The 24412-nt window shown below is 67.6% G+C and carries 28 protein-coding genes and 1 pseudogene; 12 read left to right on the top strand and 17 right to left on the bottom strand.

Annotation, left to right across the window (positions count from 1 at the left end; genetic code table 11):
- Positions 1-756, bottom strand: a complete 756-nt coding sequence (locus Ato02nite_RS06865; protein ID WP_213005541.1) for an ABC transporter permease — start codon at positions 754-756, stop codon at positions 1-3.
- Positions 753-1661 carry an ATP-binding cassette domain-containing protein gene (locus Ato02nite_RS06870; RefSeq protein ID WP_213005583.1) on the bottom strand — a complete coding sequence of 303 codons (909 nt, stop codon included), beginning with the start codon at positions 1659-1661 and terminating at the stop codon, positions 753-755. Before Ato02nite_RS06870 ends, Ato02nite_RS06865 begins: the two co-directional genes overlap by 4 nt.
- Before the next feature lie 226 nt (positions 1662-1887).
- Here Ato02nite_RS06870 and Ato02nite_RS06875 point away from each other — a divergent pair, with 226 nt between their 5' ends.
- A complete protein-coding gene (locus tag Ato02nite_RS06875) occupies positions 1888-2589 on the top strand; it encodes a hypothetical protein (protein WP_213005542.1) in 702 nt (233 codons plus the stop codon).
- A gap of 22 nt (positions 2590-2611) precedes the next feature.
- Here Ato02nite_RS06875 and Ato02nite_RS06880 read toward each other — a convergent pair whose 3' ends face one another.
- Positions 2612-3355, bottom strand: coding sequence for a DinB family protein (locus Ato02nite_RS06880; protein WP_213005543.1), 744 nt, complete (start codon positions 3353-3355; stop codon positions 2612-2614).
- 182 nt (positions 3356-3537) lie between these two features.
- Here Ato02nite_RS06880 and Ato02nite_RS06885 point away from each other — a divergent pair, with 182 nt between their 5' ends.
- Positions 3538-4203, top strand: coding sequence for a siderophore-interacting protein (locus Ato02nite_RS06885; RefSeq protein WP_213005544.1), 666 nt, complete (start codon positions 3538-3540; stop codon positions 4201-4203).
- Between the two features lie 41 nt (positions 4204-4244).
- Here the strand turns inward: Ato02nite_RS06885 and Ato02nite_RS06890 are convergent, their stop codons facing one another.
- Together Ato02nite_RS06890 and Ato02nite_RS06895 are read right to left on the bottom strand one after the other, a co-directional pair.
- Positions 4245-4403: a hypothetical protein gene (locus Ato02nite_RS06890; protein ID WP_213005545.1), complete on the bottom strand. Its 159-nt coding sequence runs from the start codon at positions 4401-4403 to the stop codon at positions 4245-4247.
- A 135-nt stretch (positions 4404-4538) separates the two neighbouring features.
- A complete protein-coding gene (locus Ato02nite_RS06895; RefSeq protein WP_246606207.1) occupies positions 4539-4850 on the bottom strand; it encodes a PadR family transcriptional regulator in 312 nt (103 codons plus the stop codon).
- A 209-nt stretch (positions 4851-5059) separates the two neighbouring features.
- On the opposite strand from Ato02nite_RS06895, the gene Ato02nite_RS06900 reads away from it, so the two are divergent.
- Positions 5060-5815: a SigB/SigF/SigG family RNA polymerase sigma factor gene (locus Ato02nite_RS06900; RefSeq protein WP_213005546.1), complete on the top strand. Its 756-nt coding sequence runs from the start codon at positions 5060-5062 to the stop codon at positions 5813-5815.
- 223 nt (positions 5816-6038) lie between these two features.
- On the opposite strand, the gene Ato02nite_RS06905 is transcribed toward Ato02nite_RS06900, so the two are convergent.
- Both Ato02nite_RS06905 and Ato02nite_RS06910 read right to left on the bottom strand, forming a co-directional pair.
- Complete coding sequence (locus Ato02nite_RS06905; protein ID WP_213005547.1) at positions 6039-6458, bottom strand: SHOCT domain-containing protein; 420 nt, start codon at positions 6456-6458, stop codon at positions 6039-6041.
- 89 nt (positions 6459-6547) lie between these two features.
- Positions 6548-7303: an alpha/beta fold hydrolase gene (locus Ato02nite_RS06910; protein ID WP_281419702.1), complete on the bottom strand. Its 756-nt coding sequence runs from the start codon at positions 7301-7303 to the stop codon at positions 6548-6550.
- Between the two features lie 234 nt (positions 7304-7537).
- Here Ato02nite_RS06910 and Ato02nite_RS06915 point away from each other — a divergent pair, with 234 nt between their 5' ends.
- Together Ato02nite_RS06915 and Ato02nite_RS06920 are read left to right on the top strand one after the other, a co-directional pair.
- On the top strand, positions 7538-8014 hold the full coding sequence (locus Ato02nite_RS06915; protein ID WP_213005549.1) for a ZIP family metal transporter: 477 nt from the start codon (positions 7538-7540) through the stop codon (positions 8012-8014).
- Positions 8014-8256, top strand: a complete 243-nt coding sequence (locus tag Ato02nite_RS06920) for a ZIP family metal transporter (protein WP_213005550.1) — start codon at positions 8014-8016, stop codon at positions 8254-8256. The genes Ato02nite_RS06915 and Ato02nite_RS06920 overlap by 1 nt, the downstream gene beginning before the upstream one ends.
- On the opposite strand, the pseudogene Ato02nite_RS06925 reads toward Ato02nite_RS06920, so the two are convergent.
- Positions 8186-8476: pseudogene (locus Ato02nite_RS06925) on the bottom strand (MerR family transcriptional regulator); the annotation flags it as partial. The gene Ato02nite_RS06920 and the pseudogene Ato02nite_RS06925 overlap by 71 nt on opposite strands.
- Before the next feature lie 159 nt (positions 8477-8635).
- Between Ato02nite_RS06925 and Ato02nite_RS06930 the strand changes: the two are divergent.
- On the top strand, positions 8636-9490 hold the full coding sequence (locus Ato02nite_RS06930; protein WP_213005551.1) for an aldo/keto reductase: 855 nt from the start codon (positions 8636-8638) through the stop codon (positions 9488-9490).
- Positions 9491-9640: 150 nt separating this feature from the next.
- On the opposite strand, the gene Ato02nite_RS06935 is transcribed toward Ato02nite_RS06930, so the two are convergent.
- Complete coding sequence (locus tag Ato02nite_RS06935; protein WP_213005552.1) at positions 9641-10948, bottom strand: LPXTG cell wall anchor domain-containing protein; 1308 nt, start codon at positions 10946-10948, stop codon at positions 9641-9643.
- Positions 10949-11038: 90 nt separating this feature from the next.
- Positions 11039-11389, bottom strand: coding sequence for a MerR family DNA-binding protein (locus Ato02nite_RS06940; protein ID WP_438873021.1), 351 nt, complete (start codon positions 11387-11389; stop codon positions 11039-11041).
- Positions 11390-11430: 41 nt separating this feature from the next.
- Between Ato02nite_RS06940 and Ato02nite_RS06945 the strand changes: the two genes are divergently transcribed.
- Positions 11431-11625: a hypothetical protein gene (locus Ato02nite_RS06945; RefSeq protein WP_213005553.1), complete on the top strand. Its 195-nt coding sequence runs from the start codon at positions 11431-11433 to the stop codon at positions 11623-11625.
- 726 nt (positions 11626-12351) lie between these two features.
- Here the strand turns inward: Ato02nite_RS06945 and Ato02nite_RS06950 are convergent.
- The 6 genes from Ato02nite_RS06950 to Ato02nite_RS52820 all read right to left on the bottom strand — a co-directional run bounded on the left by Ato02nite_RS06950 (position 12352) and on the right by Ato02nite_RS52820 (position 17764).
- Positions 12352-12684, bottom strand: a complete 333-nt coding sequence (locus Ato02nite_RS06950; protein WP_213005554.1) for a hypothetical protein — start codon at positions 12682-12684, stop codon at positions 12352-12354.
- A gap of 365 nt (positions 12685-13049) precedes the next feature.
- Positions 13050-14042 (bottom strand): hypothetical protein, encoded by a 993-nt coding sequence (locus Ato02nite_RS06955; protein ID WP_213005555.1) that lies wholly within the window; start codon positions 14040-14042, stop codon positions 13050-13052.
- A 393-nt stretch (positions 14043-14435) separates the two neighbouring features.
- Complete coding sequence (locus Ato02nite_RS06960) at positions 14436-15137, bottom strand: hypothetical protein (RefSeq protein ID WP_213005556.1); 702 nt, start codon at positions 15135-15137, stop codon at positions 14436-14438.
- A 518-nt stretch (positions 15138-15655) separates the two neighbouring features.
- Positions 15656-15982: an STAS domain-containing protein gene (locus Ato02nite_RS06965; protein WP_281419703.1), complete on the bottom strand. Its 327-nt coding sequence runs from the start codon at positions 15980-15982 to the stop codon at positions 15656-15658.
- A 226-nt stretch (positions 15983-16208) separates the two neighbouring features.
- On the bottom strand, positions 16209-17150 hold the full coding sequence (locus Ato02nite_RS52815) for a methyl-accepting chemotaxis protein (RefSeq protein WP_307853591.1): 942 nt from the start codon (positions 17148-17150) through the stop codon (positions 16209-16211).
- Positions 17138-17764 (bottom strand): MCP four helix bundle domain-containing protein, encoded by a 627-nt coding sequence (locus Ato02nite_RS52820; RefSeq protein ID WP_307853593.1) that lies wholly within the window; start codon positions 17762-17764, stop codon positions 17138-17140. The genes Ato02nite_RS52815 and Ato02nite_RS52820 overlap by 13 nt, the downstream gene beginning before the upstream one ends.
- 252 nt (positions 17765-18016) lie before the next feature.
- On the opposite strand from Ato02nite_RS52820, the gene Ato02nite_RS06975 reads away from it, so the two are divergent.
- Positions 18017-18244, top strand: coding sequence for a hypothetical protein (locus Ato02nite_RS06975; RefSeq protein ID WP_213005558.1), 228 nt, complete (start codon positions 18017-18019; stop codon positions 18242-18244).
- Positions 18245-18695: 451 nt separating this feature from the next.
- Entirely contained in the window at positions 18696-21041 is a 2346-nt protein-coding gene (locus tag Ato02nite_RS06980) for a putative bifunctional diguanylate cyclase/phosphodiesterase (RefSeq protein WP_246606209.1), read from the top strand.
- A 23-nt stretch (positions 21042-21064) separates the two neighbouring features.
- Here the strand turns inward: Ato02nite_RS06980 and Ato02nite_RS06985 are convergent, their stop codons facing one another.
- Positions 21065-21454 (bottom strand): FAD-dependent oxidoreductase, encoded by a 390-nt coding sequence (locus Ato02nite_RS06985; protein WP_246606213.1) that lies wholly within the window; start codon positions 21452-21454, stop codon positions 21065-21067.
- A gap of 275 nt (positions 21455-21729) precedes the next feature.
- Here Ato02nite_RS06985 and Ato02nite_RS06990 point away from each other — a divergent pair, with 275 nt between their 5' ends.
- From Ato02nite_RS06990 to Ato02nite_RS07000, 3 genes are all read left to right on the top strand, one after another.
- Complete coding sequence (locus Ato02nite_RS06990) at positions 21730-22728, top strand: AraC family transcriptional regulator (protein WP_213005559.1); 999 nt, start codon at positions 21730-21732, stop codon at positions 22726-22728.
- A 122-nt stretch (positions 22729-22850) separates the two neighbouring features.
- Positions 22851-23678: a hypothetical protein gene (locus tag Ato02nite_RS06995; RefSeq protein ID WP_213005560.1), complete on the top strand. Its 828-nt coding sequence runs from the start codon at positions 22851-22853 to the stop codon at positions 23676-23678.
- Between the two features lie 97 nt (positions 23679-23775).
- Positions 23776-24240, top strand: coding sequence for a cytidine deaminase (locus tag Ato02nite_RS07000; RefSeq protein ID WP_213005561.1), 465 nt, complete (start codon positions 23776-23778; stop codon positions 24238-24240).
- Positions 24241-24412 lie beyond the last annotated feature (172 nt).

Raw genomic sequence — 24412 nt, forward strand, 5'->3', positions numbered from 1 at the left:
TCACACGTCGCGCCGGCGCAGGACCACGAACGCGGCGGCCAGCACCGCGGCGACCCCGACGGCCAGGCCGGCCAGGTTCCACCACGGGTGCGGGAAGTCCGGGTCCGGGACCGTCCCGAGAGCGGCCGCGGCGCCGAGCGTCGGCCAGAAATCGAACAGACCCCGCATCCACGACGGGAAGAGGCCGGCCAGCGCGGGCACCAGGAAGACAATGCCGACCAGGGTGGCGAGCGCACCCGCGGTGGCCCGCATGATGGTGCCGAGACCGACCGACAGCAGCGCGATGAGGGCGAGGTACAACCCGCCGCCGAACACCGCGCGGAGCACGCCGGGGTCGCCGAGCCCGGCATTCGGCACCCCTTGCCGGGCCAGCAGCGGCTGCCCGATGAGGAACGCCGCGAACATCAGCGCCTGCCCGGCCACCACGGCGACACCCGCGGCGAGCACCACCTTGGCCGCCAGCACGCGATGCCGCCGCGGCGTAGCGGTCAAGGTCGTCCGGATCAGTCCGGTCGCGAACTCCGACGTCACCACCAGGATGCCCAAAACCCCGACAATCAACTGCGCGACGATGTACGTGGTCAGGCTGTGCGCGGTCGGATCCCACGCGTCACCGGCGTCCGCGTACGCCTGCTGGGCCGCGTTCGAGGACAGGGCGGTGATGCCCAGTCCGACGAAGAAGAGGCAGCCCAGCGCGTACCAGGTGGACCGCAGGCTGCGAAGTTTGATCCACTCGGCCAGCAACGCCCGGCTCATGCGGCCACCCCCTGATACTCGACGCTGTCTTTGGTCAGTGCCATGAAGGCGTCCTCCAGTGACGCCCGCTGCGGGGTGAGTTCGCTCAGCGCCAGACCGTGATAGGCGGCGAGTTTGCCGATGTCCTCGGCGGTCATGCCGGAGACCAGAAGGGAAGACTCGAGCCCTTCCCGTACGGTGGCTCCGGCGGTGGAAAGCCGAAGCGCGAGGGTGACCGGATCGCCCGCCCGGACCTGCACCGAGCCTTCGCCCGCGGCCCGCATGAGCTCGCTCACCGACGTGTCGGCGATGAGCCGGCCGCGGCCGACGACGACCAGGCGATCGGCGGTCTGCGCCATCTCGCTCATCAGGTGGCTGGAGACCAGCACCGCACGGCCCTCGGCGGCCAGCGAGCGCATGAGCTCCCGCGCCCAGCGGATACCCTCCGGGTCGAGGCCGTTCACCGGCTCGTCGAAGATCAGCACCCGGGGATCGCCGAGCAGGGTCGCCGCGATGCCGAGCCGTTGCCGCATGCCGAGCGAGAACCCACCGGCCCGCTTGCCCGCAACCGCATCCATTCCCGTACGGGCGAGGACCTCGCCGACCCGGCGGCGCGGCAGGCCGTTGCTGGCGGCAAGCGCGCGAAGATGGTCGTACGCCGTCCGCCCGGGATGCACCGCGCCGGCGTCGAGGAGCGCGCCCACCTCGGTCAGCGGCACCGGGAAGTCGGCGTAGCGGCGGCCGTCGACGGTGACCGAGCCCCGGTCCGGCGCGGCCAGCCCGACGATCATCCGCATGGTGGTGGTCTTCCCGGCACCGTTCGGCCCGAGAAAGCCGGTGACCTGCCCGGCCTCGACGGTGAACGACAGGTCGTCCACCACGGTGGCGGGCCCGTACCGTTTGGTCAGTCCGCGTACATCAATCATTGCCATGCCGGTGATGCTGGTCGCCCGGGCTGGCCGGTTTCGCAGAGCTTCTGGGAGAACTCTGTGAGATCCGCCGGTCGGATCACTCCGGCGGCCGGCCCTCACCGGGAACTCTCAGCGACGACCGAACGGCAGTGCCGCGCGGATCGCGGTAGATGCGGATGCATGCGACGGCCAGATATCGCCTAACATGGCCGCGTTTGTGGCAACAGCGAGACGAGGCGACATGCGATGGTTCCGGCGGACACGTGACGAGCGGCTCGGCCAGCAGGACGTGGCCCGGCGGGTGATGATCGACGACGTCCGGCAGCGCTTCGGTGTCGGTCGGCCGGGATCGTTCCACCAGCAGGCGGCTGCGGTCGCCGAGGCGCTGACCGGCCCGGACGGCGTCGCGGCGGCGGCCGGCATCGTGCACGAGTTCGCCGATTCGGCGCATGCGGAGATTCAGCGGCTGGCCGCCGAGCTCTCCCGCCAGGTCCGCTACCAGTTCGTGGTGGACCGCGCCAACTACCGGCCGATGTGGCGGGAGGCCACGCCGGATCTGCGGTGGCCGCTGTTCGACCTGCCCTGCGGGTTGTTCCCCTACATCCACGTCGCCGGGGCCGTCCAGGCGATCAGCGCCCAAGTGAAGTCCACGACCGACCAGAATCGGCTGCACGACCATCTCTTCGAGATCCTCGATCTGACCATCGCGGGCTGGGAGTTCGGCTCGGTCCGGGTCGACACCGACGGCGCGGCGCTGGCCGGCCTGCTGATCAGCACCGCCCGCGACCTGCGCACGACGATGAGCAAGGAGCCACCCCTCCCGCCTCCGGTCCGCGAGCTGATGCGCCGCAACAACACCATTGACGTGTACGCACCGGACGCGCACCGGATCGTCGGCGGCATCAACCCCGGCCGGGAGTTGCGCGAAATACTCCTGGCCTGACGCGCGGCGCCTGGCGAATTCCTCAGCGTGTTCCCGCGTCGCGCATACGATCGAGATCCCGTCGGATGTAGCGCAGGTGGGCCCATTCCTCCTCCAGGATCACCCGAATGCAATCACCGACGCTGGGGCGCCAGTCACCGCCCCACGGGTTCTCGCGTTCCTCGGCGAGCAGCTCCGTCGTGGCCGTGGCCAGGAAGTCGGTCACCAGCCGCTGCCGCTCGGCACGCACCGCGAGAATCTCGGCGTAATCCGGTGGGTCCACGCGGAAGATCGACATGTCGAAGCCCATCTCGTCGGCACCGGTGAAGATCTGGCCGATCTCGTGAAACGGCTGTTGTGTTCGCAGGATCGCGCCGCGAAGCCAGGCGTCGGTCGCCAGGATGAGGTGCCGCAGGGTCTGGGCCAAGGACCACTCGTCCTCGACGTGAGCGTCCACCAGGTCCGGCGGCGTGCCCGCCACCGTCGTCTGCCACGCGGTCTGCACGGCCACCCAGCCCCCGCGCAGCCCCTCGGGCGTCCGCGCCTTCCGCAGCTCGCGGCCCGGGAACTGCCGGTTGAGCTCGGCTTCCACCAGGGGCACCACGTCGACCCCGTTGACGAGGAGGCTGCCGAAGAGCAGGTCGTGGCTGTCGATGTCGAGTCCGTCCACATCGACACCGCGCATCGTGACACCACTGACATCGGAGAATCGCAGAGTGGCACCCTTGAAGCTGGCCTTGACGAAGGTCGCGCCTTCGAACTCCTGCGTGCCGGAATAGGTCGTCATCGCTCCATGGTGACGGTGCCTTCGGCGTGGCGGGTTATCGGTATCCGTCGGCGGTTGAGCGGTGGCGTCCGGCCGGTGGAAGCACAAAGATCAGGGTGTTAGCGGCACGCTATGGCTGAAGAACCTGGAGTCAGACAATTACCGGACTATCCGAACGGCTGGCCGACTTTGCCGGCGGCGTAATGTTCGACACTGTCGGCGTCACCGGGTGCGACCGCCTCTCGCGCCAGTTCGTCCGGCTGGAGCTGTCGGCCGAGGCGTTCCGGAAGCCGACGTGGGTGCCCGGGGCCAAATTGCAGCTCCGGCCACGACGCGGCTCATTGAGTCTGCGCACCTATACGCCCATCAGCTGGGATGCCGGCCGGGGCGCGACGGAACTCATCGCGTACACGCATGGGACCGGTCCGGCCGCGCAGTGGTTCGAGCAGGTCACCGAAGGCCAGGCGTGCGAGGTCTTCGGGCCGCGCCGCTCGATCGACCTGCGCGAGGCCACCGGTCCGGTGCTCTTCATCGGGGACGAGTCCAGCGTTGCGCTCGCCTGCGCGCTGCACGGCATCACCGATGACGTGGCGTACGTCTTCGAGGCGCGCGATCCGGCCGGACTCACCGGCGTCCTCGCCCAGTTGGGGATCGCCGAACGGGTCACGGTGGTCGCGAAGTCCACCGACCGTGCCGACCTGCTCCGCCAGGCCCGTCACGATGCTGCGCCGACGCCGTACACCCTCTTGGTCACCGGTGATGCGGCGACGGTGCACGCGGTCCGGCGAGACAACCGGGGGTGGGAGCGAAGCCCCCGCCGGGTGACGGGCAAGGCATATTGGGCCGAGGGCCGCACCGGCCTCGACTGAGCCGCCGAAGCCGACGATGCGGCAGTGAACGACGGCCGGGCTTATCCGGGTTGCCGGACGCGACGGATGATCACCAGGCCGTTCCAGCCCTTCGAACCCACCGTCTGCAGGGCGGTCGCCTCCAGCCTCGGGTCCTTGGCGATGTCTTCCAGCACCCGGCGGACGCCGCGGACCATCGGGTTTCCGACTCGTACACGCACCCTCCATTCGAATCCGGACGGAGTATGTCAGGGCCGAAGGCCCTGCGTCTTACCGCTGACAACCCGAGCCGGGCATCCTCATCTCCAGCGGACTCTCGAAGGTGCAAGCCGAGCGCGTCATGGACAGCGGCTATCTCAACCGGCAGGGCTGGCCGCTGCCTCGGCCAGAGCCAGCCGGGCGGATTCGGCTCCCTCGTCGGTGAGCCGGTAATAGATTCGCGTTGCCCGGCCGGCACCGGCCGCGTCCGGGGTCTCGACCCGCTTGTTCACCCAACCAGCCTGGTCGTGCAGCCGGGCCAGAATGCGATAGACGGTCCCGAACCCCAGACCGAGCCGTTCGCACAGCTGAAGCCCATAGACCTCCCGAGCCGGGTCCACCCGGTAGGCATCGAGCAGGACACGCAGCACTGCCTGCATCGGTGCCGTCATCCGGGGTATCGCGGCCATCCATCGAGACTAAGCGATCTTGAGGGCGTATCAAGTCAATCGCCGGCACTTATTGTCACACCGTCAACGAGGCGGTGCCTCCTCAGCCAAGCAGCGGGGGCCGCTGCGGCCAGCGCCGGAAGCTCCCGCCGCGGGCTCCGGTGCGCCGCACCGGTCGCTCATTCCCGGCGGATGACGCCGCTGCCGCCCGGAACCTGGAGCGTCGAGGCATGATCGCCGCTCTTTCTCCGGAACAGCTCGTCACCACGCTCGCCGCCTGCCCGCCGGACGATCCCGGCCGCCCGGCCCTGCGGGAACGGGCCATCACGGCCTGGCTGCCGCTCGCCCGGAATCTGGCCCGGCGCTACCGCCGGCGGGGCGAGAACCCCGATGACCTCACGCAGGTTGCCATCGCGGGCCTGATCGAGTCGGTCGACCGATTCGAGCCCGCCCGCGGCACCGAGTTCGCGTCCTACGCGATCCCGACCGTCCTGGGCGAGATCAAAAGACACTTCCGCGACCGCTGCTGGGCGGTCCGTGTCCCCCGGCGCCAGCAGGAGCTGTGGCTGATGATCCTGTCCACCAACGACGCCCTCACCCAGGACCTCGCCCGATCGCCGCGCCTGCCGGACATCGCCTCCCGGCTGCAGGTGAGTGAGGACGATGTACGGCAGGGCTTGCTGAGCGCACACGCCTACCGCGCGATCAGCCTGTCCCCGCCGACCGACCGGTGCCGTGACTTCGAATTCGGTGAGGCTCTGGCCGCCTGCGATCGCGGCTACGAGCTTGTCGAGCTCCGCATGGCGCTGCGTGACAGCCTCGACCGCCTCGGCGAGCGCGATCGGTTCGTCCTGCACCTGCGTTTTGACGAAAACCTCACCCAACGGCAGATCGGCGTACGCCTCGGCACCTCCCAGATGCAGGTGTCCCGGCTGCTGTCCGGCGCGCTGGGCCGGCTGCGCCACTTCATGCTCGAGGCGGACTGACCGTCGCGGTGCCCACACCGGCGCCCCGAACGGCGTGGGTGTGTGCTGGACGGAGGCGCAGCATGCCGGGCAAGAGCGACATCGGCGATGGCCTCGTCGTCTCGCCTGGCAAGGGTCCTCCGGCGAGTCCGGCAACAGCGTCAAGGGTCAGCGGGCAGCCTGGCTGCTCTCCCACCGGCTCGGACTGACGCTGTTCGCCTCGAAGTCGGCGACCTCTGCGTCGCTATGCGACCGGCGACGCTGCGCCGGATGTCAAGGCGTCGGCCTTCAACCGCTCGAACTCCGCGGCGTTGATCGCACCGGAGTCGAGCAGCGTCTTGGCCGAGGCGATCTCCTCGGTGGGCGTGCGCCTGCCGTTGCTCGGCGCCGCGACCGAGCGTATGTAGGCCTCCTGCCGCTTCTGCATGCCGGCCGCCGAGGCCGCGGCGCGCTCGTTCATACCGGATCCCCGCGCGATCAGGTAGATGAGCATGCCGAGCAACGGCAGAAAGACCAGGAAAATTGTCCACAACGTCTTGCCCCAGCCACCGATGTCCCTGCTGCGGAACAGATCCCCGAAGATCCAGAAAAGGCACATGAACCAGGCGCAGAAGATGAAGAACTCGAAAACCGCCAAGAGGAATGACCCGTTGTCGTCGAACATGGGAACGTCCTTCCAGACTGCGGTCGATGTCAACGGCATTTGATGTGAGTACATCGCGGGCCGGCCTTTCCGACCTCATCCGCAACGGGTTACTGAGCCGGTACGACGCCCGGCTGGTCCGGGTCTCCGGTGGTGACCTCGCCATCGAGCCAGCGGCCGATCACCTGGGCGAGTTCGGCCGGATGGCTGTAGTTCATCGCGTGCGCAGCGCCGTCGATCACCGCGACCGTCAGATGCGACGGCCCCAGCCGCTCGAGCTCCCGCACCCGCCACGGAGGCGGCATCAACGGGTCGCGGCCGCCGATCACGGCGAGCGTGGGCACCGGCGTGCGCAGCAGACGTTCGAGCGACGGAAACCGCACGAGCTCACCGAACAGGTGCAGGCCGTTGATCGGCCCGAAGCGTACGTAGTCCGGAAGCACGACGGGAATCATGTGACGGCTCTCCCGGCGCACGTCGCGAGCGAGCTGCACGAGAGCCCGCGACAGCGGCTGGTTGTGCATGCCTCCAGCGGGCGAGGTGAGGACGACTCCCGCCACTCGCTCGGGCGCGCGGTGCGCCACTTCGAGCGACACCGGTCCGCCCATCGAGTTGCCGATCAGATACACCCGATCGAGACCGAGAGCGTCGAGAACGTCGAGCAGCGCCCAGGCCAGCGACGGGATCCCGAGTGCATGTCCCCAGGCCGCGCTCCGGCCGTAACCCGGCAGGTCCGGCACCACCGTGGTCGCGCGAGCGGCCAGTGCCCTGGCGGTCGGCAGCAGATAGTGGCCGGACACCGCGAATCCGTGCACGTGTACCAGTGGTATCGAGCCGGGCACGTCGGGACCCATGCGGACGAACACCGGACGTCCCTGGACGGCTATCCGGAGCTCACGCCAGCCCGTCTGCACCACCTCGCCATCGTCCTGCCGGCGCCGCGTGCGGCACCCATCCCGTACGGATGACAGGCGTCGACCGGCACACCGGCGCCGGCGGACGCACCGCGTCATCCGCGACAGGTGATGCCGGTACGCGCCCGCGCCGCGCACCTTGGTAGGCGTGGATCTGACGGTGAGACGACGTGCGGGGCCCGCTCCGTGGTAGAGGCGTTCCTCTGGGGTGCCGTCAGCGCCTCGGCGCTTTTGGCGGGTGCCATCGTCGCGTATCAGCTGCGCCCCGGACGCCGGCTGATCGCGTCGGCGATGGCGTTCGGCACCGGTCTGCTCCTCGGCTCGGTTTCCTTCGAGCTGATCGACGAGGCGCTGAACACGCGTACGGTGGCGGCAGTCAGCCTGCTGGTGCTGATCGGCGCGGGCGTCTTCGCCGTCGGCGACTGGCTGCTGAGCCGCCGTGGCGCCGGCGACGGCGCGCAGGCGGCGGGTTCGCCCCTGGCGATCGTGCTCGGCTCCGTGCTGGACGGCATTCCGAGTCGTTCGTGCTCGGCCTCACCATCATGCAGGGTCAGCTCAGCGTCGCGTTGCTGGCCGGGATCGTGCTTTCCAACTTCCCGGAAGGTATGGCGTCTTCCAGCGGTCTCCGCGCTGCGAAATGGCGGGAACGTCGGGTTCTGCTGATGTGGTTCGTGGTGATCGTCGTGTCCGGGGTGGCCGCCGTCGCCGGCTATTCGCTGCTGGACCCGGCCCACGACCGCACCGGCGCGCTGGTTCAGGCGTTTGCGGCGGGCGCCCTGCTCGCCATGCTCTCCAACACACTGCTGCCGGAGGCGTACGAGGTGGAGGGGCCGCTCACCGGTCCGTTGGTGGTGGCCGGTTTCGCCACCTCGCTGTGGCTGTCTTCCCTGCCACTGGCGGCGTGACCGGTCTCGTGAACGGAAGCACGGCCCGCCTCACGCCGCCCGGCCGCCAGCATGACTGACCGGCGCAGGTGACCACCTCGTCGAGAGTGAACCCGAGCCGCTGCGCTGCTTTGATCACCTTCAGCACCGTCACCGCTTCGGGCGGATAGAGCCGGTGACCGCCGAAGCTACGGTCCGGTTCCGCCAGCAGGCCCCGGCACTCGTAGTAGCGCAGGGTTTGCCGGTTGACCCCGGGCCACGTCGGCGATCCGCGGCAGCACCCGCCGGCGGATCTCCCGGGTCTCGCCGATCACAGCAACGCATCCGGCCGAACCGGTGGATCGGCCCGCTCAGCGGGTATGGCTCGGGTAGGGCACCCCTGCCGAGCACGAGGAGAACCATGAGTTCCACGATCCCGACCATCTCGCTCAACGACGGCCGTACCATCCCGCAGCTGGGCTTCGGCGTCTTCCAGGTGCCGCCGGAGGAGACCCGTGCGGCGGTCGAGACGGCCATCGAGATCGGTTACCGGCATATCGACACCGCCCAGATGTACGGCAACGAGGCCGGCGTGGGCGAGGCCGTGAACAACTCCGGCCTGGACCGCAGCGAGTTCTTCATCACCAGCAAACTCAACAACGGCTTCCACGAGCCCGACGACGCCCGCAGCGCGTTCGACGACACCCTCAAGGCGCTCGGCACCGACTACGTCGACCTGTTCCTGATCCACTGGCCGATGCCGGCCAGCTACGGCGGTGACTTCGTGCAAACCTGGAACACCCTCGAGGAGTTCTACCGCGAGGGCCGGGCCCGCTCGATCGGCGTCTCGAACTTCACCCAGCACCACCTGGGCCGGCTGCGCGCCGAAACCCAGGTCCGCCCGGCGGTCAACCAGATCGAGGTGCACCCGTACCTGACCAACGACGCTCTGCGTGCCTACAACGCGGACAACGAGATCGCGACGGAGGCGTACTCCCCGATCGCCCAGGGCGAGGTCCTCACCGACCCGGTGATCACCGAGATCGCCCGCCAGGCGGGCAAGACTCCGGCGCAGGTCGTCCTGCGCTGGCACATCCAGCGCGGCGACATCATCTTCCCGAAGTCGAAGACGGCCGAGCGGGTACGCGAGAACTTCGAGATCTTCGACTTCGAGCTCGACGGCGGCGCAATGGGCAGCATCACCGCCCTCGACCGCGGCGACAAGGGACGTACGGGAGCAAATCCGGACACCATGAACTACGGCGCCAAGAGCTGACCATCGCCTCGCTTTGGCCGGCCGACCAATTTCTTGAACGTTCCGACCTGGCCGAACCGCCCGGATTGACCAGGCCTATCCGGCGGACCACCCAGCAGAGCCCCGCGGTCCCGCACGAATGTGGGCCCGCGGGGCGTCGTGGCGAGGTGATCAGGCGGCGGAGCCGGCCCGCCGCCGGCGGGTCAGGACGATAGCGAGCATGCCGGCGAGCAGCAGGCCGCCGCCGATGGCCCCGATCGACAGGGCGGAGGGCCCGGTGATCGGGAGACCGCCGCCGGTGCCACCCTCGCCGCCGCTGCCGTCGTCACCGGCGGGCATCGACGTGGTCGGGGACGGCGACGCGCTGCCGGACGGAGACGGGCTCGAGCTCCCGTCGTCCTCCCCCAACTCGATGGTCGTCACGAAGGACCGCTTGGGGTCGCGCGGCGTCGGCAGGCTGGTGGCGACGAGGTGGACATCCGGCCCGGATCCATCGCCCCGCCCCGCCGCGGTGCCGGGGCCGCGCGACGGGCGGGCGAGGGTCTCCAGCCCTCCACTCCAGTCCGTCCAGTGCGGATCGTGCCACGTCACCGTGAAGCTGGTCGCCTCGGTGGAGGCGTATCCGGCTAGCTTCAACGGCTCGATCGCGTAGGTCTTGTTCGGCAGGATCGGCTCATTGATCTCGCACCAGGCGCCCGACCACCGTGACGTGTTCTCGTAGGAGACACAGTTCTTCGAGGGGCTCGAGGACAGTCGTCCTCTGCCGCCACGCACCTCGACGTGCACGACGGCCTTCGAGATCGTGGTCGACCCCGTGTTGACCACGCCAACCACGACGGGCCGCCACTCACCGATCTCCGACGCCGGCACGCGGATAACCGCCGGATCGCCCTGGGCGTCGAGTTTGCCGAGCGGAACGAGTGGCAGGTTGTCGGGCGGCGCGATCAGGTCCAGCCCGACGTCGCCCCAGGAGTTTTCATACGGAGCCGGGAGCTGCTTCGCCACCAGAGACACGGTGCCGGGACCGCCGGGCTCGTCCCCCTTGGTGATCGCGTCAAAGCCCCCTTGGGCGTCCGCCCAGGCCTTCGAGTACCACCGGATCCTCAGCGGCTCCAAGGTTGGGTAAGCGGCGTCCGCGCTGGCGGTCACGTGGAACGAATCCACCGCGTAGGTCTCGCCGGGCGCCAGCGTCCGGTCGAACTCGCACCACGCCAGACTGGCGGCCCCGCCATAGCTGGTGTAACGGCAGTTGGCGAACTCTTTGGGCAGGCTGAGGTGTCTTCCGACAAAGGCTTCGAGCACCACGCCGTCGACCGGCTCGGTGCCCCGGTTGACCACGCCGAATGTCAGGGGCGCGGTCTCGCCCTGATGGATCGGATAGTTGACGGGGTGCCCGGCGGCGTCCCGCTCGTTCAGCGCCGTCAGCTTGGCGGTGTCCGCGGCGGCGTGGGCCACCGATGGCACCGCGAGCACGCCCATCGTAAGAATTGCGGCGCCGAGCACACGCACAAACAGCCTCATCCAAACCCCCCGATTCGTGGCTGCGAGACCATATCGAGGGATCGCGAATCAGGCTGCCCCGGGTGGAGGATTGGTGATCATCCGGGCACCCGCGCCACGACCCGCCAGCCGGTCGGACGGGTTGATCAGCCTGCAACGCTGGAGCGACAGGCAGCCACAGCCGATGCAGCCCGTCAGCTGATCACGCAACCGCTCCGTCAGCGCGATCCGTTCGTCAAGCTTGTGCCGCCAGTGCGCGGACAACCGGGCCCGGTCCCCCTCCGTCGGCGTGCGGCTCTCCGGCAGCTCGGCACGTCCCGCGACAAGATCGTGGTCGCCACCCTGATCGGGTGACCCGGCCGGACAGATCGACCGGATCTTCGCCGAGCGGATCAACAAGCGACGGGCAGCACGGTTCACCCACTGTTCACTAGCCCACCGAGTCGATGACTCTCGGATCGATGAACAAGGACAGAGATCGCGGCGACGACCGCACCAGCGAACGCGCCGAACCGCCCGCGGCGACGACCGAAGCGTCCGGCGCGGCTGTGGCGACCCTGGCGATCCCGCAGATCGGACGGCTGGACCAGGCGCTCGAGCTCAACTGTCGAAGTCATAGGCACCAACCTATGAACCGGCCATCGCCTGCCGCGTGAGCCGCCGTACTCAACCGTGCCTGAGCATGTTGAGCGGGGACTGCGGTGCCACGATCGAGGACAGGATGAGCTAAACGGGAGCGATGGCCCTCCCTCTCATCGCTACAGCGTGCGCAGCCGGCAACCCACCTTGGGCATGAAGCCGTGTGACCACCCTCCGCAGGCCGGCGGCAGATCCGTGCACGGCCTCCTCGTGAACCGCACGCTACGGTGGCGCGATGGGCGGCACCTGGGAAGAGTCGATGGCTGCCCGCGCTCACGCGCGGGCCAACGAGCTCATCAAGCGCCGGCATCAGCCGCTCACGCAGGACCGGCCAGGACACCTCGATCATCACCTCCATCGAGGCCCGAGCGGCACCGAATGTTCGTGCGGAGCCGACTTCCAGGACGCTTGCTACGTCGACCAAGGCGAAGACACTGCTTGGTGGGGTGCGCAGAGATGTTCGGTATGCGGGCGAACGGGTGTGCTCTTGGACGGAACCGCGCCTACGCCCTGACGGTGTGTTCCTGCGCCCCTCGCCGAGCAGGTATCCGACCGCGCGTTATCAGCGGCAGATCAGTGCACGTGATTTGAATGGCGATTCGATCTGCGCCTGGGCAGATGAGTTGGATTCACCGCGGATGGATGGATGTCGACATTTTGCGACGGTGGTTGCGCTGGTTCCCGCGGCCGCCGGAGGTGACGGACCCGGCGTGCCACATGGCGCACGGGCGTCGGGACTTCGGTCAGGCATTGGTACAGGCGTTGTCGAGTTCCTGACCCGCTGAGTCGAAGGAGGTACTCGTCGCTGCCCGCACCGGGTCGGCGGCCTTGGCTGCCTTCGAAGCCTCGGCCGCGAGTGCGTCGAGCGCGTCGCGTAGCTCGCCGTCGCCGGAGGCGGCGAGATCGCTTAACGCGGAGGCGAGGGCGGTCATCACCCTCTTTCCCTCGGCCGGCGGCACTTTCCCGTCGGGACCGGCTACCCGTCTGAGCTCCTCATTCAATGCCCTTTTCGCTGCGGCCACCTTCTCGCACAGCGCCGCGTCACCTCCCTTCGCGGCGGCCGAAGCCGACGCCACAGGCCCACCAGTAGGGGCGGAGCTGGGCACGGCGGACGCTGCGGGCGTGGCCGTGCCCGCTTCGGTGGATTCGTCCGAGGAGCACCCGCTGAGGAGCGCGAGGGCGACCGCGCATACGGCCGATGAGATCGTCAGTCGGGTCACAGAACCCGACTCTACTGATAAACGTCAATGTCTGCTGGTTGCCCGGCTCCATCGACACCACCGTGGCTGCGACCTCAGTGCCCTGCTCGCTAGTCATAACTCACGGTGCGTCACTGTCGCCAAGAGCGCCAACGCCCTTGATGCGACAAGTCTGGATGTGCCGTGGCGGGCCGCGCGTGATGACCATCAGGCGTCGGTAGCCGCGAGAAGGGGGGCACTGCTCACGCGGGGAAGACCCGCCTGACGACCGCTCCCAGCCCTACCAGCAGGAGCGCGGCCTCGAGGCCGGCCGAGACGCGGGCCAGCGACACGGTTTCGGCGGACAGGTACGAGGTGACTTTGAGGTCGAAGACGGCGGCCGAGTCCGGGACGGGGGCGGCCCACGTCCAGACGGGGAAGCGATCCCCGGTTAGGAACGGTACGGAAAGGTCAACGTTCCACATGCTTGACGTCGGGATATCGAGTTCGCCGCTCACGTCGTCCATGGCGCGGAGGATCTCCTTGACGCCGCTTCTGGTCAGCGGCGGACCCTCCGGGGTTTCGAGGAAACGGGTGACCGCCGCCCGCAGACGTTCGCTGCCTCCCGCTCGCTCGGCGAACGAGCGCATGTCATCCAACAACCTCGTACGGTCGCCGGTGGCGACGAACTGCCGCAAGCTGTCGTCCATCCGGGGCTCCGGCCGCGCGGGGCCGGTAACGAGCACCGCCAACGGGGGCACGGCGCACGGCGTACGCGTCGAAACGCACACCACGACAGGGGCTTCCGCGGTTCGCATCGGTATACCGGCAGCCGCACCGATCAGGCCGACGGCGAGCACAAACCCGGACCAGACAGCGGCCTTCGCCGGACGCGGTAACTGGCGCGGTACGGATGCCATACCCACGGCGCCCTGGATCGCGCCGATGACCGAGACCGGCAACAGTACGGCAGCACACACCGCCGGCACGGTCGCCTCCGCCCCCGCGGCGGGGCCGAAGGCGACCGGCCAGCCGTAACCACCGTTACGGTGGTCGAGCACAGCCGCCGCTGTCATGAGGAACGCCAGGCCGCCGAGCCCGACCAGTTGCGGCTCACCAAAGCCCGGAAGCGGGTTCAAGACCCCGCTACCCCCGGAAACGACGTGGCCGAGCAACGCGACGAGGGCCAGCGTGCCGACGTACGGGACGGCCTCCCAGCCCTGCAGAAGCTGTGCGACCTGGACCAGCGCGGCCACCAGGAACAGCCACAGCCATCTAGAGACTCGCGCTCCCACGCTCATCCCGGACTTACGTCCACCGCTCGATCACGGCGTAGTCACCGTCATCGCACCATTATCAGCCGATCAGCCCACCCGATGGCCGGTTATCGCACGGTGCCGATATCAGCGGGTACAACCCGGTGTCGAACTGATGCAGCGAGCTGACTCTTAGCACGTGCTACGCCGTCGCGCCCGTGATTCAGAACCAGGTCCAGGGCCGAACCAGCAGACGCTTCACGCGCCACAACCAGCGTGCCCGTCGCGGATGCAAGTAGTACTTGAGGCCCTCGATGGCGTCTTAACAACCTGAACCAGCACGGCGCATGAGTTCGATCCGGTAGCGCGCCGACTTCAGCCGTCACAGGCACATCATGGAAATTCTGTCATTGGTGTATCTCGATGGAAGGACAACAAATCCCTCACTTCGGCCAGTTCGTCAAACAATGCCGGGTTAGTGACGCGATCGCGAATGACGGAGGATGCATCGTTTCGTAGCCATTGGTCGACTTCGGCCGTAAACCGAGCGGACCCCGAACTGCCGAGCATCCAGTCCTCGATGAAGTCCGCCATATGCCGAACGGCGGCGGCTCCCGCGTTATTTGACCACGCGTCGAGGTAGAGCTTCGCAGGCATCCCGCAGCCATCGATCACCTCCAGGACGTCCTGCGGGCGGCATGGACTGTCCCGATGCGAGACGGTCGCTGACCACCATGCCGACAGGAAGCGGCTCAGGGCGCCTCGCTCTTCCTCCGTTCCATCGGTCCAGCACCGCGCCAAGGGACCCGGCAGGAATGAGCTGTAGCTCCAATCCTCCATGGCGCCACTCGCCACCAGCTCCAGCAGTCGAGGAAGGAAGTGTCTGAAGTAGGCCACGTCACCCCAGGTAGTGACAGCATTGAACAAGAATGGCCCGAGCTGCTCCGGCGTCAGCTGCCGCAACGGAGTAACTCGCAAGGCGTCGACCTGCTCCGCGTCGACGCAGTGATCGCAGTAGTCGACATGTTCGCTCAACCGAGCGTCCTGGAACGCCTGGAAAAGTCCGGCAACGGCCGCGTCCAGATCATCGCGCACCACTTCAGGCTAGCCGGGCCGCCCGACCTGCCGGTCGACCAATCCAACGGCTTTGCGCCCTCACCCATCCACCCAATGCCGGCCAAACGCGACATCCTCACACTTGGCGAGGACTGCGGCCTTGCGACCGACTCACCGTCAACTGCCGGTTAACGGGCTGTTCCCGTGACCACCCACCCGGCCCCGCACGGACGGGCACGGCGCCCACCCGGGTCTACGTCTACCTGAAGGACGGCGGCGACTCAATGGTGAACAAATGTACGGTCGCGCCGGCTTCGCTCTCCTACGCCAACGAATCCTGCTCGCATAGCCCGGTCAACACGACACCGTTTCTGCGCCAGAGCCGTTTTCTTGATAGTCCCGGTAAAAGCCGCTGAGCAGCAGTCGGCGCGCCGTCCGAGACCAGAGCGAGGGGCACGTGGCGCCGGTGTTCAAGGGCCTGGGCTGGCGAGATACGAGGCAGGCAAGCTGGACTCGCCACCGGGCAGTAGTCGGCACCCCAGGATTCGCTTGGCGAATCAGGACGTGCCAGGTGTTGGCGGGCGCAGCAGGTCGAGCATGCCGACGATCTCGAGTACCCGACGCACGGGTGGAGCGACGTTGATGAGCTGGAACGCCACACCGCGAGCATGCGCGGCGGCGTGGGCGCGTTCTAGTGCGTCAAGCCCGGAATGATCGCAGAACGCCACGTCGTGGAAATCGACGACGACCGCGGTGACCCCGTCGCGGGTTACCGCCTCGTACATGGCGGCGTCCAGCGGCTCGACAGTGGCGATGTCGATCTCGCCCACAACCGTCACGCTGATCAATCGGTCATGGAGAACTGGGGCGCTGATAGTCAGCATTCATCTCCCCATCGACGTGGTGGGCGGCATGCCGAATAGGTGTTGAGGATATGGAATGCATCGCCTCGGTGGGCGAAAAGGTATCGCCTCGACCCGACCGAGGGACGCCAGCCACGGTGCCGTAACAGGTCAGAAATGTGCCTGCCCTCCGCGATCCGCTTTCCCGGTGCTGGCAGCCGGGCCGTCCAGGCGATAGCGGCCCGGAACAAGACCAGGAAACTCTCGATCAGATGCGGAAGGTGGCGACCAGGCCGCTGAGTTCGGTGGACATGCGAGCGAGTTCGGTGGTGGCCTGCTGGGTTTCGGTGACGCCCTGGCTGGTCATCCGGGCGGCCTCGGCCACCCCGGTGATGTTCTGGGCGATCTCCCCCGCCCCGCCGGCCGCTTCGCTGACGCTGCGGTTCATCTCCGCGGTGGTAGCCGTCTGTTCCTCCACAGCCGAGGCGATCGTGGTCTGGAACTCGCTGATCCGCTCGATCACCACCGAGATCTCATCGATCGCGGCCACCGCGCCGCTGGTATCTTGCTGGATCGCCTGGACCCGGCGGGAGATGTCTTCGGTGGCCCGGGCGGTCTCCTGCGCCAAATCCTTGACCTCGGACGCCACTACCGCGAAGCCTTTACCCATCTCCCCGGCACGAGCCGCTTCGATGGTGGCGTTGAGCGCGAGAAGGTTCGTCTGCTCGGCGATCGCGGTGATCACCTTGATGACGTTGCCGATCTCCGCGGACGAATCACCGAGTTTGTTCATCGTGGCCGACGTGTTCGCGGTGATCGTGACCGCCTCCGAGGCGACCCGGGCAGCTTCCGCGGCGTTCTGGGAGATCTCCCGGATCGAGGCACCCATCTGCTCACTGCCCGAGGACACTGTCTCGACGCTACGGGAAACTTCTTCCGCGGCAGCCGAGACCGCGAGGGCCTGCGCCGAGGTTTGCTCCGCCGACGCGGCGATGTTCGCCGCGGTGCTACTCATCTGCTCGGACGCCCCGGCCAGCGAGGTAGCTGACCCCTCGATCGTGGTGATCGTCTGCCGCAGCCGGCTCAGCGCGCCGTCGAGGGCACGGCCCATCTGGCCGGGCTCGTCGCGGGTGTCCAGGCCGGTGTGGCGGGTCAGGTCCCCGTCGGCGAGCCCGTCACACACGTAGGTGACCTTGTTCAGCGACTGCACGATCTTGCGGGCGACGATGACACCGATCGCCAGTGCGAGAACGAGCCGACGGTCAGGGTGATGATCGAGGTGGTCAGGCTGGATTCATACCCGGACTTCGCGGCGTCGGCCTTTTTCACCGCGTCCGCGGTTTCGACGCCGTCCACCGTGGCGAGGGTGTCGAAGAGGCTTGTCACGAGCGGCAGGGCTTCGGTGTCGCGGATCCTGGCCCACTCGACCAGCGCGTTGCGGGCGCCGGCCGGCAGGAGTTTGGTGGTCGAGATGTCGGCGTAGGCGTCCCAGTCGGTCTGCAGCTTGTCGGTCAGGGCGGCGTCCGACGCCGGCTGGCTGGCCCGGTAAGCAGCCATCGCCGTGGTGAAATTCTGCAGGTCGGCGGTGAAGGACTCGGCATACTTCTCGGTGGAGGCCGCATCCACCGACAACGCCTGATTCGCGGCATCCACCCGGGCCTGCAACACGACCGCCTTCAGCTGCCCCACGGCTTTGATGCTGGGGACGGTGCTGTTCGAGATCAGCTGAGCCGAGTTGCTGGCATCGCGCAACGCCAACAGGCCGACGATCCCGACGATCAACGCGACCAGCGCGGCGGTGCCGACCGCAGCGACAACCTTCACGCTGACACTCAGATCAGCAAAAGATCGCCGCCGTGAACCTGCCTCGGTCTCGGCCTGTGCAGAAAGAGTCATCGCTGCCATAACAGTCCCTCTTTTCGACTCAAGCCAGAGTTTCTGCCCCCGCCGGGCGTCCTCTTACCGCACCTCACTATCCGAGCATCTGGCAGCTGATGTGTCCCGTTTCGATCGATTCCACCGCACCCGTCCGGGGAAACGCTCATGACCGTCAGAGGACGCGCCTACCGTGAAGGCGTGGTGGTCACCAAACAGGAGCATGCCCTGATATTCCTGCAGGCCAGAACGTCAGCGGCGTTCGCCGACCTGCAGGTGGTCCTCTTGCGGGACCTCGCCGCGCGACTTAAAGCGCACGGAGCGTCTGCCGGTTGCGCCGTGCGGGTGGATGCCGCAGCTGACCAACTCGAGGCAGCCACCCGCGAAACCTGGCGCGCCTTGCAATCCGGGCCACCGCCCCGATGCTGACTCGCTTGTCGACCGACAACAGTTGCGTCTCGGAATACTCCATTTAGAAGAATCGCCTCCGGCTGCCTGTACCCAGGCCCTGCTCACTACCCCTCAGCCGACCGCCGGGCGCCTGCAGCGGACAGACCGAGCCGTCGTTGCGCGCAGGTGGCACGGACGGGGCCGGCGTTCAGCCTCAGTGTCCTACGGCACGCGCTGGTCTTGTCGGTGAGACCGAGAGCCACCTGTCGCTGACCACCGGCGGCAGCCCGCGCCGACCCGGCATGGTGCTACTGAGGTTCAGGTCACCCGCGTCCTAGCAGCTCACCTGGCTGCCGTCGATGTCCAGTGGCGCTCGAACTCAGCGATATTGACCTTGTTGCGTGGCGCTCGAACCGACCGATGTTCGGCGCTCGTAGTCGCCGCGAATCACCCGCAGTGTGCACGATCTGCCGGTGTCGCGGCTCAGCAGGTGAGCCGTGACGCCGATAGGACACTGGTGGACCTTGGGCCACCTCGCATCGTTGTAGGGGTAGAGCTGATGGGCGTGGAGCCGGGGACGGCCGGGCCAGTGGTGCCCGCTGGGTCACCACATCGTGTGTGGCCGATGGTGACGGTGGTCGTGCTGGTCGCCGCGGGGCAGACGACCTCCGTGCTCGCCCCGCACACGCGACCGTTGATTCTGGCCGCCTCCGTACTGCTGCTGGATGTGCTGGGCTTCATCTACAGCCGGAAGGCAGCCCGCCTGGCGGTCGCCAAGGCGACGCCGTGGCGGCTGGTCGCCTTCGGACGGGCCGCCTCCGGGATCGCCAATGTGGGGTTGACCGCCGCCGCGCTCAGCGGCGTGACGGGGTGGTGGTGGATCGGAACGCTGGCTCAGTTGTCGATGTACGTGCTGCTCGCGTCCGGTGTTCTGCTCGCCGCGACGCAATACCTGCGTGACCCCATCCGGCGCGCCGTACTCGCGGAGGCCGTTACCGTCCTGGCCGCCGGGTTCATGCTCATCTGGTACTTCGTGCTGGAACCGATCGTCAACAACCAGCGTCCGTCCTACGTGTGGACCTCCACGATCGGCATCCCGCTGGGCGATCTGTTACTCATCGCGGCGGTCGCCACCGTGCTGCTGCGCAACGCCGAGATCCGTTTCGGCGTTCCCGCCATCGTGTTGACCGCCGGACTGGTCTGTTACCTGGTCTCCGACATGACCTGGGCGACTGCCGGCGTCAACGGCGAACAGGCAGCGACCTCGCTGTTCGCCACCGTGAGCGTCGTGACGGCCTGCCTGGTGCTGACCCTCGCCCCGATGCTGGTGGTCCACCGCCCGAGCCGGCCGAGTAGACCACGACGCAGTACTCCGCCGGCGTGGGCAGAGCATCTGTCGACCACGGCGATGGCGGTCGCCTGCACGCTGATGATGACGGTCGCGGTGATCGAGCATCAGATGAGGCCGTGGGGTGGCCTCGTCGGCGGCCTCATCGTGATGACCGGCGCCGTCGCCGCCCGGCAGATGATGTCGCTGCGCGAGAGCCGCAACCTGCTCGTCCACGATCCCCTGACCGGGCTGGCCAGCCGGACCGGCCTCGAATGGGCGGTCGACCGCGCCCTCAAACGCGCTAGGCCCGTTGCCTTACTGCTCATCGACGTCGACGGGTTCAAACTGATCAACGACGCCTACGGCCACGGCGCCGGCGACATCGTCCTGACCGAGTTCGCCCATCACCTGCGCTCAGCCGTTCGTGCCGGCCACACACCAGCGCGCCTCGGCGGCGACGAGTTCGCCGTTGTGCTCACCGACAGCACCGTCGAGAACGCCACCACCGCCGCCCGGCGGATCGTGTCCGCCGCGGCCGCAAACCCCGTACGGCTCGACAACGACCTCGTGCCCATCCGCATCAGCATCGGCATCGCGGTCGCCCAGCCCGGCGACACCGCCGACACACTGATGCGCCGCGCCGATGTGGCCGTGTATCACAGCAAACGCGCCGGCACCCACGCCTACACCGTGTACGACCCCACCATGGTCGATCGCCGTGGTGAAGACGCCGCCCTGTCCGGCAGCCTCGACGGCGCCCTGGACCGTGGTGAACTGCACGTGCTGTATCAGCCCCTCGTCGACCTCAGCGACGAGTATCCCACCGCCGCGGAAGCCCTGATCCGCTGGCAGCATCCAACCAAGGGGCTCTTGTCACCCACGCAGTTCATCCCCATCGCCGAACGCTCCGGGGCCATCACCCGCATCGGGCTATGGGTCCTGGAACAAGCCCTCCAGCAACTGCAGATCTTCCAAAGCCATGCACCTGCCAGCCGGCCGATGCACGTCAGCGTCAACCTCTCACCGCGACAACTGCAGGAACCCACGATCGTCCACGACGTCCTGGCCATCCTCGAACGCACCGGCACCGACCCGCGACACCTGGTCCTGGAGGTCACCGAGTCAGCTCTGGTCGACGAAACCAGCGGCATCGCCGCCCTACGAGCCCTGCGCGAACACGGCATCCGCATCGCGATCGACGACTTCGGCACCGGCTATTCATCCCTGCAATACCTCACCCGCCTACCGGTCGACATCCTGAAGATCGACCGCAGCTTCGTCGCCGAACTCAACGGCACCCCCGAAGGCGCCTCGGTCACCGAAGCCATCATCCGGCTCGCCCAAGTCCTGCACCTGAGCACCGTCGCCGAAGGCATCGAAACACCACAACAAGCAACCGAACTCAAACAACTCGGCTGCGACACCGGCCAAGGCTACCTATTCGCCAAACCACTAGCCGCAACCGAGCTGACCAAAATGCTCACCAAGGCGCACACCCGACCATGACGACGCGTCGGAGGGGACTGTCATTAGATCCTCTGCCAACGAGCGAGGAGAGAACGGCTCGATCGGGTGGCTTCGACGTCGGCGAGGTCCAGGCCGGCATTCCAGTCCAGTGGCGCGCAGACCTTGACGTGACCGCCGCTGTTGCGCTGGGCGCTCAGTGATCGGTTCACGCCGTAGACGGACACCGAACCGTCGCCGATCGGTCGGCCAAGTTCAGGGTAGCTGTCGTCGACGTCGTCGAGGGAGGTCTCGACCGTGGTGACGCCGGTGTAGTGCGGTGTCACCGGCGAGACTGCTGGCCGGACCCGGGACCAGGCGCCGTCCGCGCCTACCACCAGATCGAACGTCTTCTGTCGCCCGTCCGCAAAAAGAACCAGTGGGCCATCGCCGGCCCTCGGCACCGCCTGCGTCACTTCCCTCCCCCACTGGACATCGAGTGGGCCGGACAGCGCCGCCCCGCCGCCGTCCACCGCGACCGACAGCGCTGACGCGAATCCCGAACAGCCGATGCACAACTCACGCGTCCCGAAATCTCGGCACTACTCCCGTAGGCGATCTCAGCAGTGAAGGGCCGCTCATCCCGCAACGGCACGACGGCGACATCGTTCGGGGGACACCGGTAGCTTTCGTCGGCCTGTGCCAGATCCGGCGATAGTCCGGAGCCCGGTTCCTGTTTCATAATCGCGCTATGTCTGTGGACGGGGAAAGGCACGGCGAGTTGTCCACTGCACCGGTGCGCTACCACGCGTCCAGCGTCGACGAGACGAACGCGATGTTCGACTGGTCCTACTGCCCGCTGACCGTCCAGCCCCGCGGCGCGGCCGACGCCTTCTCGTTCGATCTGACCGTCGTCCAGCTCGGCCCGCTGACGATCGGGGACCTGGCCTACGGCGTCGACGTGTCGACCGGGCTGGGATACCTGGACGCCTACCAGCTCAACCTGCCCCTCGCCGGGCACGTCCAAGCCCGCCAACACGGCACGCAGACCGCTGCCGGCCCCGGCTGGGCGACGCTGTTCCGACCCACCGGCGCCGTCGACCAACCCCTGATCAGCGGCGGCTGCCATCAGATCGCCACGAAGATCGACGCATCGGCACTCGAGGTCACGCTGGCCGAACTCCTCGGACACCCCATCCAAGGACCGCTGCGTATCCCGCTCGGCAACGACTTCACGACCGGCCCGGGCCGCAGCCTCATGCGCATGCTGCGCTTCCTGCACGCCGAACTGGACAACCGCAACGGACTCATCCACCAGCCACTGATCGCCAGCCGGTTATGGAGCTGCGTACTGACCGGTGTACTGCTGGCCACCGACCACCAGTACCGCGCTGAGTTGGCCGGCTCGGTGACGGCGAGCCGGCCACGCCACGTCAAGCTCGCCATCGACGCCATGGAAGCCGACCCCGGACGAGCCATCACCGTCCACGACCTCGCGCGAACAGCAGGCGTGAGCGTGCGCTCGCTACAAGAGGGCTTCCAGCAGCATATCGGCATGTCTCCCATGACCTACCTACGGCGACTACGGCTCACGAAAGCTCACGAAGACCTGCGCAGCCCGGACAGCGGCGGCCGGACCGTCACCGAAATCGCCAACCAGTGGGGATTCCTGCACCTGGGCCGCTTCGCCGCCGCCTACCGCACCCAATACGGCAAACCACCCAGCCAAACCCTACGCACAGACGACTGACCAGATATCTGCTTCTGAGCCGCCTCCGCTCAGCACCACCGGAGAAACGCGCCGACCTGTTTCTGGTCGGTGTCTGCGGGCGTTTGGTCCCCTCCGCGGAAGAGCCGGCCGACACTGGTCTCATGATCGAAGACGCGGACGGCATGGCTGAGGCGCTGAGCCAGACCGTTCTGACCGGCTTTGCTGTAGACGACGGGCCTGGCGGGACGCTGGTGGTGCCGGACATCGACCCAGCCGGACTCCTCGAGGCGTGGCAGGCAGCGCGATCCGTGGTGCCGGTCACCGGCCGATGGCCGGTCATGATCACAGCCGAGGACGAGATTCTCGACGGCGAAGACCCGTCAGACTTCGACGATCTGGACCGTGCCGCACGCAAGATCAACCCCTGGATGCCGCCCTGGCGAGTGGTCAACGACGACGAGCCGCTCATCCCAGCAAGAGACTTGGACAGCCGTCTACACGGATTTCCCGCCGATCTGATCGAGGCGGCTACCAGCGAACTGGCCATGCCGACCACCGAACCCGTGCTGGGCCGGTGGATCTACGACCGGCTACTGGCCGACCCGGCCCTCGCCGCCGCGTTCCAAACGCAGGTCGACGCCATGACCGGCACCCAGTACTGGTTCGTCCCCCCATCGGTGCAACTAGTCCTGCTGCCCACGCCACTACCGTGGCTTACGCCCTACTGGTTCGACTACTGGGGCACCCAGGACAGCACCTGGCTCTCAGCCGTCGAGCAGCACTGGCACCATCAATGGGGCGCCGAACTGGTCGCCTCATGGGGCACGATGCTGCAATTCCTCACCAGCCGCCAACCCGAGCCCGGCGAGCAGGCATGGGAACTCGCCGGCCAGCTGAAGAAGGTCGGCACCAGCCTGCAAATGGACCAGTGGCTGCTCGCACTGGCACTGCCCCATACCGATGCCTGGTTCCTGCACGACCGACCCTGACGAACCACGACAGGGTCTCTCGAGATCGGCGCTCGGGCGTCACAGCCATAGACCTAAGCTTCGGGCGTGATCGAAGAAGAGCTGTTGTGAGTCGTCGATGCCGACATCTCCCGTCGTGAGATTTCCGCCGCCCGCCGACCTCGCTGCAACCGTGGCGGCGTGCATAGACTTGATCAAGTCGCGCTTTCCTGATGACGAAGATCGTGGCGCCGCAGCGATGCTGCTCGCCGACGGGTCCATCCTCACCGGTACCTCGCCGGACGCCATGAATGCCTCCGTCGAGGTCTGCCACGAGATCGAGCCCTATTGCGGGGCTTTCCGCCTGAACCAGCGCGTCGTCGCGTCCGTCTGCCTGCATCGACAGCCGAGCGGTCGCACCGTCGTTCTGAGTCCTTGCGGCGTGTGCAGGGAACGCCTCGCGGTCTACGGCCCGGGCGTCCTGGTGGCCGTGGCAGATCGCCGCGACCCGACCGTCGTGGTGTGGAAGGCCCTCAAGGACGTCCTACCCGACTACTGGATGACGGCATTCCCCGACGAGATAGACGCTGGCTGGACCACCTGATCAGTGGCGCTCTCATCGGCTACTGCCCCGTGGGCAGGAACAGTCCGGGCAGCGCGTCATCGACCAGCGTGCGCCAGCGCGGCACCCACTCCAGCCTTTGGACGCGACAGAGGTTAGGAAGCAGCACGTTCACCGACTCCGCGACGTCCCCCTCGATCAACGAACCGGTCGC

This window comes from Paractinoplanes toevensis (assembly GCF_018332695.1).
GTDB classification, from domain to species: domain Bacteria; phylum Actinomycetota; class Actinomycetes; order Mycobacteriales; family Micromonosporaceae; genus Actinoplanes; species Actinoplanes toevensis.